Origin of the sequence: Acinetobacter sp. WA-87, assembly GCF_039938935.1 — a bacterium.
In the GTDB taxonomy this organism is placed as follows: domain Bacteria; phylum Pseudomonadota; class Gammaproteobacteria; order Pseudomonadales; family Moraxellaceae; genus Acinetobacter; species Acinetobacter seifertii.
This window is the reverse complement of record NZ_JBDUVF010000001.1, coordinates 1,143,137-1,164,896: the sequence shown is the minus strand read 5'-3', so window position 1 is coordinate 1,164,896 and position 21,760 is coordinate 1,143,137. Positions and strand designations below refer to the sequence as shown.

At 38.1% G+C, this 21,760-nt stretch carries 13 protein-coding genes; 5 read left to right on the top strand and 8 right to left on the bottom strand.

Going from position 1 to position 21,760, the window contains the following annotated elements:
* Positions 1–147 precede the first annotated feature (147 nt).
* The 8 genes from ABFY81_RS05515 to ABFY81_RS05480 all read right to left on the bottom strand — a co-directional run bounded on the left by ABFY81_RS05515 (position 148) and on the right by ABFY81_RS05480 (position 9,174).
* Positions 148–1,506: an amino acid permease gene (locus ABFY81_RS05515; RefSeq protein WP_347913275.1), complete on the bottom strand. Its 1,359-nt coding sequence runs from the start codon at positions 1,504–1,506 to the stop codon at positions 148–150.
* Between the two features lie 145 nt (positions 1,507–1,651).
* Positions 1,652–3,097: an FAD-dependent oxidoreductase gene (locus ABFY81_RS05510; RefSeq protein ID WP_347913274.1), complete on the bottom strand. Its 1,446-nt coding sequence runs from the start codon at positions 3,095–3,097 to the stop codon at positions 1,652–1,654.
* A gap of 19 nt (positions 3,098–3,116) precedes the next feature.
* Complete coding sequence (locus ABFY81_RS05505; RefSeq protein ID WP_347913273.1) at positions 3,117–4,448, bottom strand: APC family permease; 1,332 nt, start codon at positions 4,446–4,448, stop codon at positions 3,117–3,119.
* 195 nt (positions 4,449–4,643) lie between these two features.
* The gene (locus ABFY81_RS05500; protein WP_049064971.1) at positions 4,644–5,357 is read right to left on the bottom strand and encodes a cache domain-containing protein; all 714 of its coding nucleotides are present in this window, start codon (positions 5,355–5,357) and stop codon (positions 4,644–4,646) included.
* 65 nt (positions 5,358–5,422) lie between these two features.
* On the bottom strand, positions 5,423–6,142 hold the full coding sequence (locus tag ABFY81_RS05495) for a GntR family transcriptional regulator (RefSeq protein WP_240060731.1): 720 nt from the start codon (positions 6,140–6,142) through the stop codon (positions 5,423–5,425).
* A gap of 59 nt (positions 6,143–6,201) precedes the next feature.
* Complete coding sequence (locus ABFY81_RS05490; protein ID WP_191000488.1) at positions 6,202–6,972, bottom strand: nuclear transport factor 2 family protein; 771 nt, start codon at positions 6,970–6,972, stop codon at positions 6,202–6,204.
* Between the two features lie 28 nt (positions 6,973–7,000).
* The gene (locus tag ABFY81_RS05485) at positions 7,001–8,431 is read right to left on the bottom strand and encodes a gamma-aminobutyraldehyde dehydrogenase (RefSeq protein WP_347913272.1); all 1,431 of its coding nucleotides are present in this window, start codon (positions 8,429–8,431) and stop codon (positions 7,001–7,003) included.
* Positions 8,432–8,751: 320 nt separating this feature from the next.
* Positions 8,752–9,174, bottom strand: a complete 423-nt coding sequence (locus ABFY81_RS05480) for an Lrp/AsnC family transcriptional regulator (RefSeq protein ID WP_002001056.1) — start codon at positions 9,172–9,174, stop codon at positions 8,752–8,754.
* Between the two features lie 135 nt (positions 9,175–9,309).
* Here ABFY81_RS05480 and ABFY81_RS05475 point away from each other — a divergent pair, with 135 nt between their 5' ends.
* From ABFY81_RS05475 to ABFY81_RS05455, 5 genes are all read left to right on the top strand, one after another.
* Entirely contained in the window at positions 9,310–10,545 is a 1,236-nt protein-coding gene (locus tag ABFY81_RS05475) for an aspartate aminotransferase family protein (RefSeq protein WP_347913271.1), read from the top strand.
* Positions 10,542–11,636, top strand: coding sequence for an arginine N-succinyltransferase (astA, locus tag ABFY81_RS05470; RefSeq protein WP_347913270.1), 1,095 nt, complete (start codon positions 10,542–10,544; stop codon positions 11,634–11,636). The genes ABFY81_RS05475 and astA overlap by 4 nt, the downstream gene beginning before the upstream one ends.
* A 331-nt stretch (positions 11,637–11,967) precedes the next feature.
* On the top strand, positions 11,968–13,431 hold the full coding sequence (locus ABFY81_RS05465) for an amino acid permease (RefSeq protein WP_019458197.1): 1,464 nt from the start codon (positions 11,968–11,970) through the stop codon (positions 13,429–13,431).
* A 124-nt stretch (positions 13,432–13,555) separates the two neighbouring features.
* Positions 13,556–15,298 (top strand): ShlB/FhaC/HecB family hemolysin secretion/activation protein, encoded by a 1,743-nt coding sequence (locus ABFY81_RS05460; protein ID WP_347913269.1) that lies wholly within the window; start codon positions 13,556–13,558, stop codon positions 15,296–15,298.
* Positions 15,299–15,322: 24 nt separating this feature from the next.
* A complete protein-coding gene (locus ABFY81_RS05455; protein ID WP_347913268.1) occupies positions 15,323–21,748 on the top strand; it encodes a DUF637 domain-containing protein in 6,426 nt (2,141 codons plus the stop codon).
* The last annotated feature ends 12 nt before the right edge of the window (positions 21,749–21,760 follow it).

The following is a 21,760-nucleotide window of genomic DNA, read 5'->3' as shown; positions in this document are numbered from 1 at the left end:
ATATAGCTAAAAACTACTAAGTGATGGATGATTGATCAGACGAGATGCAGATATTTGGTCTGTTGAAATTTGCAAAGAGGTGAGACTTATTTACAGCTGCTTAAAACAATAAAGGCTTATTCTGTTTGAATAAGCCTTTTAGGACGTTCAAAGTGATTTATCTAATCTTAAAACTTTATATAAACCAAGCATTAAAACAATCCAGATTGGAATCAAAATTACCGATTCTTTAAAGCCTTGAGTCCACATAATGTATAAAATCATGCCAATAAAAACGAGCACGACATAGTTACTTAAAGGTGAAAATAGAGCAGGGAACTTGGCAACTTCGCCTTCAAGTTTCATAGCTTTTTTAAACTTTAAGTGGGTAAAGCTAATAATCGCCCAGTTCAAAACTAAAGCTGCAACAGCCATGTACATAAGATGGCTTAAAGCTTCTTCTGGTACAAAATAATTAAGTAAAACACACCCAAAAATTAGGATAGAAGAGAAGACAACAGCAGCTGTGGGTACACCTTGTTTGCTTACTTGTCCAAAAACTTTAGGTGCATTGCCTTGTACTGCTAGTCCGTACAACATACGGCTGTTGGCATACATACCGCTGTTATAAACTGACAGTGCAGCAGTCAAAATAATAAAGTTCAGTAAATGTGCTGCCCATCCAATGCCAAGCTGACTAAAAATCATGACAAATGGGCTTTTATCTAAACCACCAAGGTCTAGTTGGTTCCAAGGAATAAGCGACATAATAATCGCGAGTGAAGCCACGTAAAAAATCAAGATTCGAAAAATAACTTGGTTAATGGCTTGTGGAATACTTTTTTCAGGATTTTCAGCTTCAGCAGCAGTCATTCCAATCAGTTCAATACCGCCAAATGCAAACATTAAAAAGGCGAGCATATAGAACAAACCCGAAAAACCATGCGGGAAAAAGCCGCCATGCTGCCATAGGTTTGAAAAGCTCGCTATAGAGTCGTTGCCTGCCGTCAGCAATAAATATAAGCCAAACACAATCATTGAAATGACCGCGGTAACTTTAATAATGGCTAACCAAAATTCAGATTCACCATAAAATTTAACGTTGCCTAGGTTTAAGCAAGTGACCAGTACAAAGAAAAATAAAACCGAAACCCACGCAGGTATATGAGGCCACCAATAATGTACATATTTCGCTACGGCGGTAAGCTCAGTCATAGCCACTAAAATGTAGACTACCCAATAGTTCCAGCCCGATAAAAAACCGGGAAATCTTCCCCAATACTTTTGTGCAAAGTAGCTAAAAGAGCCAACCACAGGTTCTTCTACAATCATTTCACCCATTTGTCGCATAATTAAAAATGCAACTAAACCGACAATGGCATAACCTAAAATGATTGAAGGACCAGCAGATTGAATGACTTGTGCAGAGCCTAAAAACAGTCCTGTGCCCACAGCACCACCCATAGCGATTAACTGGATGTGACGATTTTTAAGTCCACGTTTTAATTGGGAAGTTGAGTTACTCAAAATACTATGCGCTGTCTAAAAAAGCCGACGCTATTGTAATGGATTGGCTAGGGATAACCTAATTTGAAAAGGATTTTACTCAGCTAAATAAAAAGGATTCACACAACTGTACGAATCCTTTTTGGAAAATTAGTGGTTCTATAAATTAGAAAGACACCATTTTGCCCGGGTTTATCATTGCTCCGATGCCATACATGCTTTTCGCGAGTGGAATAACAACAGGGGCAAGGGTACGGCCAAAAATAATATTTTGATGGTCAATTTTAGATAACATTTCAAAATCATTAGATTGCCCAACAAAGTCATTTGCAATGGCTTTACCAATGCGTACTGTCTGTGCCACGCCGTGACCGCTCCATCCGTGAACTGCATAAATCGGAAACTTGTTACCAAACTTACGACTGTCGACTGCACCATTTACAGTTAAATCAGTAGTGCCACTCCAGACGAAATCCATCTCTAGATTTTTAATTTGTGGGAAAACTGTATGAATTCGATGCTCTAAATAATTTAAAGTTTTCTCTGGTCCCCAGCATGTGCCAGTGCCTTGTCCACCAAACAGTAAACGGTTGTTAAACACAGGGCGGTAGTAATCAATCTGGAACTGAGTGTCATAAACTGGATGCCCAAATGGCAGAAGCTCTTTGGTATCCAGTTCTAATTGAGCAGTGGTCGCGACATAGGTATAAAACGGAATAGTGGTATTGCTTTGCTCTGATAAAAGTTTAAATGAAGCATGGTGTACTGCCAGAACTACAGATTTTTTAGCTTTTACGACAGCATTTGCTGTGTGAACATAAATACCATCTTCTTTTTCTTCTATTGAAATAACTTCTGTTTGTTCATAAACAGTACCGCCATTTTGGCAAAAGCCATAAATTAAACCACGGTTTAGAGCCAACGGATGAATTTGTCCACCTAACTCATCAATTAAACCACCTGTATAGTAGTCTGACTTAATAAAGTCCATGAGTTCATGTTTACCCACAATACGGGTATGGTCTTCACCTAAGTATTTTCGGGCATCGGCGCCTTGAGTTAAGCCAACCAAATGTCCTTCATGAATGGCGGCAGTAATATGCCCATATTTACGGTCAAAGTTGAGTTGGTATTTTTCCGAGATGTCATCAATGAGCTGCATGGCTTCAGTAGAGGTAAAATGCCATAGTTTTTTGGCATCTTCATAGCTTAAGCGATCGGCCATTTCTTGAGCTTCCCAGCGTGCTAAACCAGGAGTAAGTTGTCCACCATTTCGCCCTGAAGCTGCACTACCAATACGGTTTTTTTCTAATAAAACCGTATCTACACCTTGTTCAGCTAAGTGTAGGGCAGTCGATGAACCTAATAAACCACCACCAATAACCACGACATCACATTCAATGTCAGCATTTAAACTATCAAAGGTATGCCAATCAGACAGTGAGCTTTCATAGTAGTTGGCTGGGTTATCTATCGATGCATCATTAACCGTGGCTGTATCAAATTTTGCATGTTTTGGATTTAACCAACTCCACTCTTTGCCCACTTGTAGAGATTTACTTGGTTTATATTCCACATCTTTTAAAAGCTGGGGTTTAGAAATAATTTTCATAGAGAAGTTCCTTAAAAAATTAATAAGCATTACTAATGGCAATACTTTGTTTTTTAATCGTTTTATAAATAAATAGAAGAATGCCTAAAGATAACCAGAAGCATCCAAAAATGAGTGAAGATGAGTCGAGATTGAGCCACAAGCAAATAATGCTAATGACCGATAAAAGCGGTAAAAATAGGTTTAGAAATTTATTTTTAAAACCTAAGCGCTGTTTATCTTTAATATAAAATTTCATAAAAACTGAGAAGTTGACGGCCGTAAAAGCAACGAGCGCACCAAAACTGATCAGGCTTACGACTTGAGCTAAATCTAAAAAAATAGCCGACATTGAAATAAGCCCGACAAATAAAACCGAGAAAAATGGCGTACCTAAAGAGCTATGGATGGTTCCAAAATACTTTTTAGGGAAAATATTGTCGGTGCCCATTATATACAGTAAACGCGATGCACTGGCATGTGAGGCAAGACCAGAGGCGACTGTGTTCATAATTTGGCCGCACAAAAATATTGACTGGAATAAAGCACCACCGACATAAAGCACAATTTCAGGGAGTGCTTCTGAAGGGTGGTGAAAACGAACATTGTTTGGAAAATAAAGCTGAATAAACCAAGCGGCTGTGAAGAAAATAAGTCCGCCAGTAAGTGTTGTTAACATGACTGCTCGGGGAATATTTTTGGTGGGTTGTTTGGTTTCATTTGAAAGTGTAGTGACTGCATCAAAACCTAAAAATGAAAAACATAAAACCGAAGCGCCAGCAACGAGCGGTAATAGTGACTGCTGACCGTGCCATAGCGGAGCCAAGGTCAGCACGTGTTCATAACCTTGAGTTGAGCCAATACCACGAACCACTAAATATACAAAAATGACCATGAGGATAATCGGAGCAAACACAAACACGAGACTTAAGTTGGCAAGTAACCGAATACGGAAACAGTTGACTAAAGTCACAAGGCCCGCCGATACCAATACCCAAAACCAATAAGGCATACTCGGAATGAGTGCGGTGAGATAAATTGCAGCCAGTAACACATTAATAAGGGGTAATAACAGATAGTCGAGTAGAGAGCACCAGCCAACGAAAAATCCACTTTTAGGCCCTAAACTTTCAGCAGTATAACTATAGGCCGAACCTGATCTTTCAGAATTTTTACTAAACCTCGCATAGCTCCAAGCGGTGAGCAGCATCGCGCCTAAAGCAAGTAAATATGCGAGAGGAACATGCCCTTGAGTAATTCCGGAAACAATGCCGAAAGTATCAAAAACCGTCATGGGGGTCATATAGGCAATACCAATAATCGTGACTTGCCATAGTGTTAGTTTTTTTAAGGAAGACGCTTTATTTTCCATGTCTTTTCAACCTCAAATTTCGTTGTTTTTGCTTTTCATCCAGAAAGGCGATGCTATTTTTAGGCCAAAACTTCCCCGTGACCTGAATAAACAAGTCTGATTGAAGAAAGTTTGAACAGTAGCTAGAGGCTTAAAGTGCTATTTCACCTTGGTGGCACACTAAAGTTAGAATAAAGAGCTATTATTCTTTTCTTTTTAGATCACAACCAACTGGAAAGATGGACAGGGTCGCGAGAAAAACTGTTGAACAGCTTTTTCTTTAAATAAGGTTCCAGTTCGGATGCTAATGTCGTTTGAAGTAATGACCCGAGATGAATCATTCATAATGACTGCTTTTTGTTTGATATTTTTGAGTTTTGGCATAAGTAGTTTTTCAAGCGCCGAAACTAAAATATCGGTAGCAATGACACCAATAAACTGATCATGAATCATGACAGGGTGGGCAATGGTGATGGTGTAGGCACCGTTACAAATATAATCAACGTAAGGGCCATGTATGCAGGGGCTTTTATCTTGAGCAGGTTTGTGGAACCATTCAAAAGAGCGGAAATCTAAAAAGCGCTGCGCATTTTGGTAGTTTTCAAGTTTCGCTTGTTGTAACTGGTCTTCTTTTTTATACCACCATTCGAGTGTCCAGTAGTCTTGCTCGTCTTGAGTCGCTGGACTATAACTCGCAAAACCAGTTCCTTGACTATAATGGCTCTGATTTAGCGCATTTTTAATTTCCTTCTGCAAAGCAGAGCGTTCTGAAGTTGAAAGCTTGATATCTGCATTTTTTTCAGATGCATGCTTTGACAGAATTTTGCTTGCTTTAGCCGCCAGTGTTTCCGTAATTGTTGTTGTTTCCTCAACAACACTTTTTAATAAACTTTGAAGCTCTTCTATATCTAAATCTAAGTGTTGGGTCATTCCGATAACTCCTAAAATTCCATATTTCTAACTTGATTATTGATAAGCCATCTCATTTATTATTTTTATTCACTCGATAACTTATAGCGAAGCATTTGGTCGGTGAGCATTGAAACTATTTTTCTGGCTTGAATCACAGCTTCATTTTCATTGTTTTCAACAAAAGATGACAAAAGATGATGATATTGCTTTACAACTTCACGGTGAAAATCATCGTCTTGATAAAGCACAGCTATCAGTGGAGCCCATTCAGCCTGAATGGTCAGTTCCTGATTTGCGAGTCTTGCAGATTGAGCAAATGAGGTGAGTGTCAGCAAGCAACGTAAATCAAGCTGTGCGCGTGTGTCTGCTTCAACGGCTTGTTCAAATTGTTCAATCAACTCTTTTATTTTGCCTAGCTCATATTCTGTGGTTCTTTGAGCGGCTAAATATGCACTATGACTTAAAATTGCACTGTGAAACTCGCCTAAATCGGCAAGATACTCATTTGAAGCTTGGCGCAATGGATGTTGGTTTAACAGTAAATCTGAAGGTAGCTCACAAACAAAACTTCCACCATTTCTGCCGCGACGTGTATCAATTAAACCTTTTACACGTAAAGTATTTAAAGCTTCGCGAACGGTAATGGGTGAAACGCCCATTAAACGTGCTAAGTCTGCTTCATTAGGAAGTTGTTCATTGCTTTTGAGCAAACCAGAGATAATTGCATTTTCCAAGCGTTCTACAACTTGTTCAGAACGAGTTGCTTGAGCAATAGGTGCAAAAATTATCGTATATGCTGACATGGCGAATTCTCTAAAAGCTAAGTCGAAAGACTTAGCTTAATGAAGCGGATAAATAATTATTAAAACACGCCATAACCATGGACAGCCTGTTCATCTTCAGGCACGGCTGGTATTGCATCCCAAAGTTCAACAATTTTGCCATTATCTACACGCCATAATTCAAAATAGGCATGTCGATTTCCGGCAATACTACCTTCGGAATGAGTCAATACAAATTGACCATCAGCAATGGAGCGATGCGTTTTTGAGTATACCAAACCTTGTCCTTCATTACGGATATTGTTCAAAAAATCAATGACGGCTTTAACGCCATCTCCAATATCTGGACTATGTTGAATGAACTGATCGCCGTGGGTGTATTCTTTGAAAGCATCGTAATTTCCATCAATTAATGACTCCTTAAAGAAAGACGTCACAATCTCACGGTTTTTCTCTGCGTCATGGTGAGTGACGATTTCGGTTGGGCCGTCTAATTGGGTTCTACCACTTACATTTGGCTCTGCTTCTGCTACAAGCCCATCCCAATGTTCCACAATTTTGCCGTCTTTTACTCGGTAAATATCAAAGCCAACCAAAGGGTTTTCATCTAATCCCTGAAAGCGGCCATGAATTGCAACCAAATCACCATCTGCGAGCACGCGTACAGCTTGGTGTTGCATGTCTGGGCAGTCCTCTACCAATTGGCGAAGACCCGAAATACCATTTGCAACGAGTGGTGAGTGCTCTATAAAGTCTTCAGAAAAATAACGGTCCAAAGCAGTGGTGTCATGCAAATTAAATAGCTCGTGATGGGCTTTGCTCACCAAGTCTTTCATTTCTTGCTTATTCATTTTGATCTCCTTTCAAAACGCATTGTTATTATTCGTTTGAACTCATCACATGTTTAACGCGGGTATATTCTTCAAAACCGTAGCCAGATAAATCTTTACCATAACCTGATTTTTTGAAGCCGCCGTGTGGCATTTCCGCAGTTAAAGGAATATGGGTATTAATCCAAACTGTACCGAAATCAAGTTCACGTGACAGACGATTCGCACGGGCATGATTTTTAGTCCAGACACTTGAAGCTAGGCCATATTCAACATCGTTGGCTTTTTCAATGGCATCATTTTCATCGGTAAATTTCTGGACGGTAATGACTGGTCCAAAAATTTCTTTTTGAATGGCTTCATCGTGTTGTTTTAAACCGCTAATAACAGTCGGTTCAAAATAGAAGCCCGGACGGTCTGCTTGTTTTCCGCCTGTTTCAACTTTGGCATGAGCAGGTAAGTTGTCGATAAATGCTTTAACATTTTTCAATTGGTTGGCATTGTTAAGTGGACCATAAAGCGCATCTTGATCATCGGGATCACCAAAACGGGTATTTTTGGCAGCTTCAACGAGTTTAGCTAAAAACTCATCATGAACTGCTTCAGCCACAATCACACGTGTTGCCGCAGTACAGTCTTGTCCTGCGTTGAAATAGCCCGTTAAAGCAATCATTTCAACTGCTTTGTCGATGTCGGCATCTTCAAAAACCACTACAGGTGCTTTACCACCAAGCTCAAGATGAGCTTTTGCTAAATTTGCAGCGGCTGAAGCTGCAACCTGTAATCCGGCACGAACAGAACCTGTAATCGAAACGAGTGCAGGGGTTTTATGTGATACCACTTTTGAACCGACCTGCGCTTGGCCTAACACCACGTTAAATGCACCTTTCGGGAAAAATGGTGCAGCAATTTCAGCAAGTAAAAGAGTACTTTCAGGTGTAGTATCACTTGGTTTGAGTACCACTGTGTTACCAGCAGCTAAGGCAGGCGCAATTTTCCAGATTGCCATCATAAGTGGATAGTTCCAAGGTGTAACTTGGCCAACTACACCGATGGGTTCGCGGCGAATAGAAGACGTTAAACCTTCTAAATATTCGCCAGTTGCTGAGCCATCGAGTAAACGAGCCGCACCTGCGAAGAAACGAACTTGATCTGCTGATACACCGACTTCTTCAGATGCAATTAAGTGTTTTAACTGCCCTGTATTGCGACTTTGCGCTTCAATTAAACGGTCAGCATTTGCTTCGATAGCATCTGCTAACTTCAGTAATGCTTTTTGACGCATTGATGGTGTATTGCGTCCCCAAATTTTAAATGCTTCTTTGGCAGCGGCATAGGCTGCATCAACTTCTGCATCGGTTGCATTGGGTGACTGTGCATAAACTTCACCAGTGACTGGGCTCACCAAGTCGAAGTAATCATTTGCTTTGCTAGCAACATATTCGCCGTTAATAAAGTGTTTTAGTTGAGTTTTAGCCATTTTCTTATACCTTGTCCTTAGGTTTTAACATATAACATATAATACTATATGTATTATGTTTTAATTTTTCTGTCAAATGCCTTGATGAGAGGAGTGAGTGAAAAAAGTGAAAATTTAAATCAAATTGGATTTTAAGTTTTTGATTTGATTATTTAAAAAAAATTAAAAATTTATTGAGGCTTTTTAGAGTGGATTATGGTTGTGATGGTTTTTAATTTTAATAGTGGGTGTTCAAGGAAATTTCTTTGTATGAATGGAGGGATGAGCCAAACTTTATGCTTAGCTCATCAATTCTTATTTTTTGAAATTAAAGTGAATGATCAGGTCTTATGACTCGCAAGCAGAATGCTAGTTTCACTGTTATAAATACCTGAAATATTCCTAATTCTCTCTAAAACTTTGTCAAAATTTTCTAAAGTATCAGAGCGTAGCTCGACTAAAATGTCCCATTTACCATTGGTTTTATGCAAGCATTCCACCGCACTTTCTAGGCGTAATTCTTTAATCACAGACTGTGCTTTGGTACCTTCGACCATAATGCTCATCCATGCACGGATAACGTTGCGTTCCGCATTCGGTTTAAAACGAACTGTATAGCCAGTAATGATGCCCGAAGACTCAAGATACTCCATTCTCTTTTTAATGGTTGCTCTTGAGACGTGAACTTTTTCGGCTAACTCGGTTACAGACATCCGTGCATTGTCTTTGAGTAAACCTAAAATAATTTGATCAATATTGTCCATAATGTCATTGTCAATTATCAAATTGGTAAAAAATAATTCATTTTTTGCTGAATTACAAATTTTGTGAATCAATTTGATTTTGAATAATAGGGGCATTAGCTCACCCGAATAATTCAATTTAATGGACTAGATAAGATGAATAATTTTGCAGTTTCTCGTAGCGACTTTAACGAGTGGATGGTTCCAGTTTTTGCACCGGCAAATTTCATTCCGGTACGTGGTGAAGGTTCACGTATTTGGGATCAAGAAAATAAAGAATATATCGATTTTGCAGGCGGGATTGCAGTAAACGCATTAGGTCATGCGCATCCAGTGGTAGTCAATGCGTTAACAGAACAAGCAACAAAACTTTGGCATGTCGGCAATGGTTATACCAATGAACCCGTTCTACGCCTTGCGAAACAACTCACCGAAAATACATTTGCAGACAAAGTATTCTTCTGTAACTCAGGTGCAGAAGCGAATGAAGCAGCATTAAAGCTTGCTCGTAAAGTTGGACTCGACAGCGGTGTTGCAGGCAAAAGTGGCATTGTGGCATTTAATAATGCTTTCCACGGCCGTACTTTATTTACCGTTTCAGCAGGTGGTCAGCCAAAATATTCACAAGACTTTGCACCACTTCCAAACGGCATTAGCCATGTTGCTTACAATGATTTAGAAGCTGCAAAAGCGGTGATTAATGAGCAAACATGTGCAGTCATTGTTGAACCGATCCAAGGTGAAGGCGGTATTATTCCTGCTGACATCGAATTTTTAAAAGGTTTACGTGCGCTCTGTGATGAGTTTGGTGCGTTACTTATTTTTGATGAAGTACAAACTGGTGTAGGCCGTACAGGTTCACTTTATGCCTACATGAACTCAGGTGTTACTCCGGATATTCTTACCACTGCAAAAGCATTAGGTGGTGGTTTCCCAGTCGGTGCAATGTTAACAACTGATAAATTTGCTCCGCATTTTTCAGTGGGTACACACGGTACAACTTACGGTGGTAACCCATTAGCAAGTGCGGTTGCTGGTGCTGTATTTGAGTTTATTAATACGCCAGAAGTGCTTGAAGGCGTAAAAGAGCGTCATGATTACTATAAAAACGCTTTAAATAAATTAAATGAAAAATATGAAGTCTTTAAAACAATTCGGGGAGAAGGCTTACTCCTTGGTTGTGCCTTAAAAGACAAGTTCGCTGGTAAAGCAAAAGATATTAATAACCTTGCGGGTGAGGAAGGTTTACTGAGTCTGATTGCTGGACCAAATGTTGTACGTTTTACGCCGTCTTTAATTATTCCGTTTGCTGATATTGATGAAGGTTTAAAACGCTTCGAACGTGCACTTGCTCGCTTTGTAGAAATTCAAAAGGATGAACAAGCCGCATGATGATTATTCGCTACATTGAACCTAAGGATGTTAATGATCTTTACCTTTTGGCTCAAAAAGCGGGTTTTGGTTTGACATCTTTGCAGCCAAATATGGAAAAGTTGGCTGCACGTATTGAACGAGCATGTAAAACAGTAGCAGGCGAACTCCCAAAAGCAGATCAGGTTTACTTATTTGTTTTGGAAGATACTGAACTCAACAAAGTCGTAGGTGTTTGCGGTATTGAAGTGGCACTCGGTCTAAAAGAACCTTGGTATAACTTCCATGTGGGTACTCAAGTTCACGCGTCCGAACCTTTAAGTGTTTATAACGCTTTACCGACTTTGTACTTGAGTAATGACCATACCAACTGTAGTGAGCTTTGTACGTTATTTTTAGACCCAGACTATCGTTTAAATAAAAATGGCAAGTTTTTATCAAAAGTCCGTTTCTTGTTTTTGTCCGCATTTCGCCAATACTTTGAAGAAACGATTGTGGCTGAAATGCGTGGCTATTCCGATGTAAATGGGCAATCACCATTTTGGAATGCGGTAGGTCATAAATTTTTTAATATTGAATTTACCAAAGCGGACTATTTAAGCGGAATAGGGCAAAAGGCTTTTATTGCCGAGCTGATGCCGAGACATCCGCTCTATGTCGATATGTTGCCAGACGATGCTAAAGCGGCAATTGGTATGGTTCATCCAAATACGCGGCCAGCCTACAATCTTTTGCTAGAAGAAGGGCTTCGTTACAAAGGCTATGTCGATATTTTTGATGGCGGAGCAACATTACAGGCCGATATTGAAAATTTACGTGCCATTAAAGAAAGTCAGATTTTAACTGTAAAGATTGTAGAGCCTAGTCATCTAAGTTTAGGTGATGAACCTTACATTATTGCCAATGATGATTATGAAAATTATCGGGCAATTGTAGTGTATAGCGTACCTTATCAAAATCGAATACAGCTTAGTTTAGAGCAGGCTAAACAGTTGAATGTTCAAAATGGGGCAGAGGTTCGAATATTGAGTATTAATGTTCAACAGGTTTCAAAATCAAAAGCTATGAATAGATTGGAAAATAATCAATATTTGCAAATGGCGGTTAATTAGGCAGTGAGTTTTTACAACTCACCACATTTTATGAGGAATATTATATTATCCCTGAGTCAAAAAATTGATATGGATATACATCATCTTAATTGAATGAATGGAACTTATTATTTCATTTTAGATATTAAGATGATGAGGTATAACGGGATAATTCTATGGTTTATATTTTATTGTTTTAAATAACTATTTTAAGATTTAAAAATGGAATTTACTAAATTATAAGTGGTTTTAATAATATTGATAAGATGATTTATTCGGCTTAATCGAAGCTCATATCACTCATATTATTAAAACGTTTATAACGGTTGCTATAAATTGGAGCTAATATTACATGAGTAATAATAAAGGAAAGCAGTTCCTGGAAGGAGACCTCCTAGGCAGTCAGCACATGACTGAGCAAGAGGAGGAAAAGTTGCAACGCTCATTGACCAATCGTCATATTCAAATGATTGCGATTGGCGGTGCAATTGGTACTGGATTATTTATGGGTTCTGGAAAAACATTAAGTGTTTCCGGGACTTCAATTATTTTAACCTATTTAATTATTGGCTTTTTCTTTTTCTTCGTGATGAGAGCAATGGGTGAGTTATTGCTTGCCAACACGAACTTTAAAACATTTGCCGATTTCGCAACCGCTTATTTAGGTCCATGGGCAGGTTTTTTTCTGGGTTGGTCTTATTGGTGTAACTGGATTATTACAGCGATTGCCGATGTGATTGTGATTGGAGGGTATATGCAGTTTTGGTATCCCGATTTACCTGTCTGGATTCCAGCATTTACTTCATTGGCAGTTTTAACCATACTCAACTTTGTGGCAGTTCGGCTGTTTGGTGAGCTTGAGTTTTGGTTCTCACTCATCAAAATTACTGCAATTATCCTGTTTATTTTGGCTGGTATTTATTTAATTAGTACGGGCTTTACTTCTCCAAATGGCGTCAAAGCTTCGATGAGCCATTTGTTTGAAACACAATCTATGTTTCCTTATGGTGTAACAGGTTTCTTAGCGGGCTTCCAAATTGCCATATTTGCATTTGTGGGTATTGAGCTTGTTGGTACAACTGCCGCAGAAACAAAAGACCCGCATACTTCACTGCCAAAAGCCATTAACTCTATTCCTTTACGTATTTTATTATTCTACGTAGGCGCATTGGTTTGTATTATTGCAGTTACCTCTTGGGCAAAAATTTCACCAGAAAAAAGTCCATTTGTGGAAATGTTTACGTTAGTTGGCTTACCAATTGCGGCAGGTTTAATTAACTTCGTTGTCGCAACCTCAGCTCTTTCTTCGGCAAATAGTGGAATCTTTGCAACCAGCCGTATGCTATACGGTTTAGCATTAGACAATGATGCACCGAAAAGCTTTAGTAAGCTGTCTAAAAGAAAAGTTCCAATTCGAGGACTCGTCTTTTCAATGGCTTGTGTAACGCTTGGAACTTCTATTTTATTTATTGTTCCAAATGTTATGACTGCCTTTACGATTATTTCAGCACTCACTTCAATTTTATGTATTTTTACATTTATGCTGATTGTGATGTCATATATTTATTATCGTAAGAAAAGTCCTGAATTACATATTCAATCAAAATATAAAATGCCGGGTGGTTTATTTATGGCATGGCTGACGATGCTATTTTTAGTTTTTACGATCGTCATTTTAGCTTTAGATCATGACACACTGATTGCTTTAGAGTTTTCACCAGTATGGTTTGTTGGATTATTTATTGCCTATAAATATAAAAAGAAAAAGATGTTGCAGCTTGATATTTTAAAAGCGCAAAAGGTTGATTATATTTAAGCTGTAAGATGAAATATCTTTAAAGCTAGGCGGGAGTCTAGCTTTTTTTATTCCATTTAAATATTGAGGTATATATTGTGTTTATGTAAAATAATGTGAATATACATACAATTCTGTCTATAAAATGTTAACTAGAAATTTTATAACTTCTTCCATTATTTTTTTTGCGGGTTTTAATCAATATGTTTATGCCATCGAAGATGTCTCCTTACCGGGACAATTACTACAAGAGCAACGACTTAAAGAGCTGAGTCAGCAATTACAAGACCAAATTACTCAGCAAACTCCTTATCAAAACAGCAAGCCTTTACAGGATTTTAAACATCTGGTTGTTGAAGAGAGCCCTTGTGTAGCAGTTAAAAAAATTAGTCTTATCCCTTTAAATGGTCAGTCAGAATCAGACTTGCAGCAATTTAACTTTGTGGTTAAGGCTATAAAAAAACACCCACAAAATATTTTGGGTAAATGTATTGGTACCCAAAGCTTACATAACATTGTGAACTATGCACAAAATGAACTTTTAAAAAAGGGTTTTATTACCAGTCAAATTGTTGTGAGTCCGCAAGACTTAAATCAGGGTAATCTAAACCTGAGTATACAAATTGGTCGTCTGAATAAGATTGTTATACAAGAAGGGAAAATTTCCTCATTACAGCTTAAGACAGGCTTGCCCTTTAAAGCGGGCGACATTGTGAATTTAAAAAGTCTCGATCAGGGATTGGAAAATCTCAAACGTGTCTACGCAGTAGATATGCAAATTACTCCCGCAACTCACCAAGATAAAGAGTTAACGGGCTATAGCGATTTAATACTCAAACTTCAGCCACTTCAAAAAGTTAATTTCAATTTAAGTGTAGATGACTCGGGTAATCAGGACACTGGTATCCATATGGTAAATATGGGGGTGGGTATCAATAACCCGTTCCATTTAAATGATATTTTATCGCTAAACGTGGGTCACTCATTAGATGACTTTCATGAAGACTTAAACCGAAGTTACTTTATTAGTTATCAGTTACCTGTTGGCTACTATGATTTAGGTCTTACCTACAATGATTATCAATATAGTCAAAGAAGGGTAGTATCTAAAGACTATCCTATTATTTATGATGGTAATAGCCAACAAGCCAACCTCAATCTATCTCGCGTGATTAGCCGTAGTGGGCAGCATAAAACTAGTTTGTATGGAAAACTTTATCATAAAGAAAGCCAAAGTTTCATGAATGATATTGAGGTTGAAGTATTACACCGTAAAACCTCGGGCTGGAATTTAGGGTTTCAACACCGTCAATATTTAGGAAATGCAGTATTAGACGGCAGCATCGATTACCGTCGTGGGGTGGGGGTAGGTGCCCGAACTGCAGCAGAAGAAAACATTACTGATAATAAGGGAAACTATCTTCCTGTTGAAGGTTACTCCCGTGCTCCACTTTTAAGTGCCGATTTACGTTTTAGCACGCCCTTCCTCTTGCTTGAAAAACCCGCCCAATACCGTCTTAACTGGCGTGGGCAATATGCACCGAAAATTTTAGTACCTAACGACCGCTTTTATATTGGTGGTCGTTATAGCGTGCGTGGTTTTGATGGTGAGCTTATGCTTTCCGGAGATAACGGACAGTATGTACAGCAAGAAATCAGCTTGAATGCGCCAATTCCAAATACTCAGTTTTACATGGCAGTCGATCAGGGCTGGGTCAATGGGCGTAATAGCATACCGGGTCAGCGTTATTTACTCGGCAGCGTTTTAGGGCTACGCACCTATCAAAATAGTTTTTATCTGGATGCCTTTACAGGTCGGGGGCTAATTGCACCTGACAGCATAAAAAAAGACTGGGTTACCGGTTTTAGTATCAACCTTTCTTATTAATTTACTTTAGAAAAGACTTAATTCATGAACAAGAATAGTTATCGTATTATTTATAGCAAAGCACGTCAAATGTTTGTGGCGGTGGCCGAAAATGTACGAAGCCAAACCAAGGCATCAGGCCAAAGTGAAGCAAGTACCCAGAGCAATATTGATAACACTGAATCTCAGGCATTTCATCAACTCTGGCAAGTAAAAGCGTTGGTTGCCAGCATTAGCCTATGGATGCCTTTAGCACCTGTATATGCCGATATTGTAGCGGACAGTGCTGCAAATGCTGCGAATAGAGCAGTGATTGGTGCTGGTAAGAACTCGGCAGGTACAGTTGTTCCTGTGGTCAATATTCAAACGCCAAAAAATGGTGTGTCTCATAATATTTATAAACAATTTGATGTATTAGCTGAAGGTGCTGTATTGAACAACAGTCGCCAAGGTGCTGCTACTCAAACCGTCGGTAATGTATCTGCCAACCCATTTTTGGCTACAGGTGAAGCGAGAGTTATTTTAAATGAAGTAAATTCATCAGCCGCTTCACGTTTTGAAGGGAACTTGGAAGTTGCAGGGCAAATGGCGGATGTCATTATTGCCAACCCGTCTGGTATCAATATTAAAGGTGGTGGCTTTATTAATGCCAATAAAGCAATTTTCACTACTGGTAAACCTCAGTTAAATGCTGATGGCAGTATCAAGCAGTTCACTGTAGATCAAGGAAAAATTACGGTCTCAGCAAACCCTAATTCTAAATTTGGACTGGGCGGAAATAATAACGATGCAAATTATGTAGACCTCTATGCACGTGCATTAGAACTCAGTGCTGAACTTCGTGCCAAAAATGATATTCAGGTCATTGCAGGTGCAAATGATGTTAGTGCAGATTTACAGGATGTTACAGCTAAAACAGGAGCGGGGACTGCGCCAACATTAGCCGTAGATGTTAAAGCACTGGGTGGGATGTATGCCAATAACATCTATTTGATGGGAACTGAAAAAGGCTTAGGCGTGACTAACGCAGGGACTATTCAGGCAGTCAACAATCTGGTGGTTACCAGTGCAGGGAAAATTGAGCATAGCGGTACAATTAGTTCAACCAGTAAAACCCAAGGTTTAGTGAACATACAAACAACGGGTACTGGTGCAGTTGCCGATATTAACTCATCAGGCAGTATTAACAGTAATAGCATGTTAAATATCGATTCAGGTAATAACCTTAATGTAAATGCTAAAGAAATTATTATTAATAACGGCAGCTTGGCTTCATCACCTTTAATCGTTAATGCCAAAGGTAATATCAATCTGGCTGCTGATACCCGCATTATGGATGACTCACAAGGTGGAGATGTCTATATTGATGCAGCGAATATCAATCTTGCAGCGGGATCGGAACTCAAAAGTAACCGTGGTATAGCAAGCATACAAGTACAAAAAGACTTAGTTGCAGCCAAAGGCGCAAAACTGATTGCAGCCCAAGATCTAAATGTTTTAAGTAACGGTAAGTTATCACTTACAGAGAACCATATACAGGCATCATTAGGTTCAATCAACCTACAAGCAAATTCGGCTAATATCCAAAACCTGATTGATCTTCAAGGTGGGACGATTTATGCGGGTAAAGATTTAAACCTGTATAGTTCAGGAGATCTGAATCTAAAGAATCTTGGATTTTCACTTGAAAATGCTGCAACACGTGTCAAAAACATTAAAGCCTACAGTGGACGTGATCTGGTCTGGAACAATGCTGACAAGGCACTTCCGCTTATTACAGGTATGATTCAGCTGGATGCAGCCAATAATTTAACCGTTACAGCAAAAGAAATTTCCAATAAAGACAGCATTCAACTCCATGCCAATCAAATAACACTCAATAGTGCACTGACGTCACAAAAGAATATTGATGTGAGTTCTGAAATTGCTGATCTTGTTTTAAGTCAGGCACTCAAGGCTCAAGGTGATATTAATTTAACCGCACTTGCTGGTGGAGTTACTGCAAATAGCTTAAAGGCCACATCTTCAGCTGGAAAGATTTCTATACTCGCAAATAAAAATATAAATTTAAACTCGACTCAGGCAACCAAGGCGATACCTTCAGCTGATAAAGATGAATTAACAACAGATCAGACTGTTATTAGTGGTTTAAAAGGTGTAAAGCTTGGCTCGATTGGTGATGGTACCGTTAACTTGCAATCAGTACAAGTTAATGCGAGTCAGGGCGATATATTAGTTTCAAGTAATAATGGAATAAATTTAAAAGCTAATAATGATGTAGTTGTTACTGGGGGTAAGGGCCAAGTTAAAACGGTAAATAATGCTCTAAAGGGACAAACTGTTTCGATAGAAAATAGTAAATCTGATATTAAAATCCAAAATACAGATTTAGGCTCTACGGTTGGTAAACTTGCGATCAATAGTAGAGCAGGTATGAGTACAATTATCGATAGCGTATTAACGTCAAAAGGTAATACCGAACTCTATGCAAAAGATTTACTGACTATACAGGGTGTGAATGCTACATCAGACCAGCATCTGGCGATAAGCTCTGGTCGTACAGTTTATAGCAATGCAGAGTATACGCCAGCGACCAAATGGATTGCGGATAAAGTCACTAACTTAACATCTAAGGGTGTGACCTCTGTAACGGCTACAGGAAACCAAGTATTACAAAATACAAATTTAACAGGTGGAGCTGTTCTATTAGAGGCGGGTGGTTTTATTGCAGGCCAGACTGGACTGAACTTAAATGCAGTCGGAAGTGATTTACTCAAGAATGATACAAAGTTAAATAGTTTAAATGGTGACCTAACAATTCAAACCAATTCTGATTTAGCCATTGACCCAAAAGTTTACAGCTTAAAGGCTGTTGGTGATATCGAACTTGTTTCTAAAACTGGTACTTTGACCTTAAAAGGCTATGGAGGAACAAGTGGTAATGGATCGGAACAAGTTGTTAAGTTGGATACAGCAAATGGCGGTATCAATTTAGAGGGTGCTAAAGTTGATATTCAAGGTTCACAGTTAGCAGCACAAAAAGATATTAAGATTGTTTCAAGTAAAGATGATGTGCTAGTTGATGGTTTGAAAAATAATATTACAAATAAAATAAGTATTAGTAAGTTAGAATATACAAAGCAAGACTTGGCTAATATCAATAATATAATAGATAAATTCAAGAATTCTGAAAATTACAAACAGTATAAAAGTAGCATTGACAATATTAATAATTCAATTAATGCAAAACAAAAAGAGTGGGAGATAGCCTCAATGAATGATCTTCATTCAAAAAAAATGGCACTTTCAGGTCAAATAAGTGAGTTGAAAAAAGAAAGAGAAAATATAAAAAATAAATTTAAAGATATTATTGATCAAGAAAATAAGTTAAATAATTTATTGGATGATAAAAATAATTATTTTATTTATTTTGATTCTAATATCAGTGGTTCTGAGCATTCTGAAGCTAAATTAACTTCAACAATAGGAAATATATATATTACTTCTGCTAAAGGTTTATCTATTAGTGGTGGAAATATTTCTGCTCAATCGGGACAGGTTAATTTAGAAGCAAGTGGAGTCTTATCTGAGCAGTATAAATCTACAATTAATAGTGGAGCTAATCAGCCACCAAAATCATTAAATGCAAGTATTATTATTGATGGCCATACAGATTTTTATAGTAAAGGTACTGAAGGTGATGGAAATTATAGCTTCCGAACACTAGTCAGCCCTACCATTATTAATGGTGATAAAGGAGTTAATATAAGAACAGTAGGTAAAACTAAAGATGATAATTTGGTTTTACAAGCTACCGGTATTACCTCAAAAAATGGTGACGTAAAAATAGAATCAAATAAAAGTATTTTACTTGATGCAGCTATTGAGCAAAGCTATGATCTGACTACGACTACTGAAAAGAAAAAATCTTGGGGTGGCTTAAAGAAAAAATATATTACGACTGTTTCTGAAAATAATGACACAAATGCGGCATCAGTTGATATTTCTGCAAAGAATATTTCTATTGAGACGAAAAAATTAGATCCATCTGTAGATGCTAAGACACCAGATAATAATATTGATATTTATTCTGGGCGTTTTACTGCTGAGGGTGGAACGATTTCGATTAAATCTGGGGGGAATCTTAACTTTTACACTGTAGAGGAATCTTCAAGTAGTAAAGTAGATGTTACAAAAAAAACCTCATATTCTAAACTTATCTCACTTTTAGGTTCATCAAAAACTACTACTAATACAACACGAACTCAGATTAGCGAATTACCTGCAAATTTAAAAGCAGATTATATTAATACGCAAGCGGTTGATAAGACGAAACTTGTGGGAACAGAGTTTGATTATTTAAAAAATGCAACGATTGAAACTGGAGGAACACTTGAGTTAATCGCAGCAAAGACATCTATTACAGATCTTGTAAAAAAAGAAAAAAGCTCATTGGCTTGGCAAGCAATGCAGGATAAAGGTTCATTTACTGAAACTGCTCAATTACCAAGTTTTAACGGTCCAGTTTTACCTACTTTTAAAGCCGCTGGTGGTTTAAGTGTGCAAGTTCCAATTAGTGAAAAAGACGTTAATAAGGTAGAGCTACGTGATGCGATTCTTGATTTATCTAAGCAACCAGGAAATGAATATTTAAAAGAGTTTGTTAATCGAAAAGATGTAGATTGGCAAAAAGTTTTATTAACTCAAAAAGATTGGGACTATAAACAGCAAGGACTCACAGCAGCTGGTGCTGCAATTATTGTGATTATTGTAACTATTGCTACGATGGGTTCAGGAACTGCTGCAGCGGCAGGTGCTGCTGGTGGAACAGCAGCAAGTGGGACTACAGTTGGTTTGGGCGCAAGTATGATTGGTTCAGCAGGCGTTACAACAGCAACAGTGGGAGGTGTAACTACAATTACAGGTGTTTCTACACTTGGTGCTATGGCAAATGCTGCTATTACAAGTTTAGCAACTCAAGCAAGTATTGGCTTGATTAATAATGGTGGAGATATTGGTAAAACACTTAAAGATTTAGGAAGTAAAGATTCAATTAAGAGTTTAGCAACATCTGTTGTTACAGCAGGAGTTTTAAGTAAAATTGCATCAATTGATCAGATGAAAGCTTTGCAGGAAACTGCTAAGTCTGGAGAATTCTTTACAAATTTATCAGGTAGAGTGGGACAAGCTTTGGTTAATTCTACTGTGAGTGCTAGTGTTGATACGGCAATTAATGGAGGCAGTCTAAGTGAAAAATTAAGTGCAAGTCTTGTAGCAGGATTGAGTGTAGCATTACAAGGTTCTTTAGCTGGAGAAATTGGTGAAAATCTTGATCTTGGTAGTAAAGAACTTTCTGACCAAATTTTGCATAAACTAGCTCATGCTGCAGCTGGTTGTATTGCTAGTTCATTACAAGAAAAATGCGAAGCTGGAGCTATTGGGGCGGTAGTTGGAGAAATGGTTGCTGGATCGTTTGATATGGAACCTGAAAATGACGGAGATTATAGCCAAGCTCAGCTAAATAAAGTTAAAAATGTTGGCCAATTGATTTCGGGTGTAGTTGCTGCTTCAGCAGGATATGATGTAACTGTTGCTTCGCAATCCGCATCAACTGCTATAGAAAACAATTGGGGTAAAGTGCTTTCATCTACTGGTAAAGCTGCCTATAAGATTTTTAAAAAAGCTACTGAATTACAAAAAGCTGGAAAGAACTTAAATGATACCAATGTTTGGAAGGATATTTTAAAAGATACTGCTACAGGTGAATATCAAGATATGTTGAATTCTTTTAAAACAGCATTTAGTGCTGGTTCAACTCCTCTTGAAAGAACTTGGGCATTAATTGATCTGGCAACTGGAATTGATAAAAAAGATGTCAAGATTGTTCAGGATCTCCTTAAAGATAGGAATACTATTGCGAAGCGTTTACCAAATATTAAAAACGGTCAATTTTTTGATGATAAAAAAATAGAGGAACTTGCAAATCGGGGGGATGTTAAAAAAATTCATCAAATAGATGTGGGAGCAAAAGGTGGCTGGGCTAAGCAAGCCAATGGGAAGCTTGAAGCAAATTCAGCTTATTTGTTACCTAATGGTGCTGCATATGTTACCGATAATAGCGGAAATGTTAAAGAGGTTACTGCCAATTTAAGAAATATTTCAATGGATCGAAATAATTATCAACAAAGTATTGCTGGTAAAAGTGGTATTTCCGGAGATCAAGGAGGGCATTTAATAGCTGCATCCCTTGGTGGTTCGGGGGATCGTATTAATTTAGTTCCTATGGCTAAAACATTAAATAACGGTAGTTGGAAAGCTATGGAAAGTGAGTTAGCAGATGCTGTTAAACTAGGCAAGGATGTAAATATGAAAGTTGCAGTAGGTTATCCCACTGGCAGTAGTAGACCTAATAAATTTATAGTAACTGCTACTATTAATGGAAAATCCACTAATTATCAATTTTCACAGTAATAGAGATTAAAT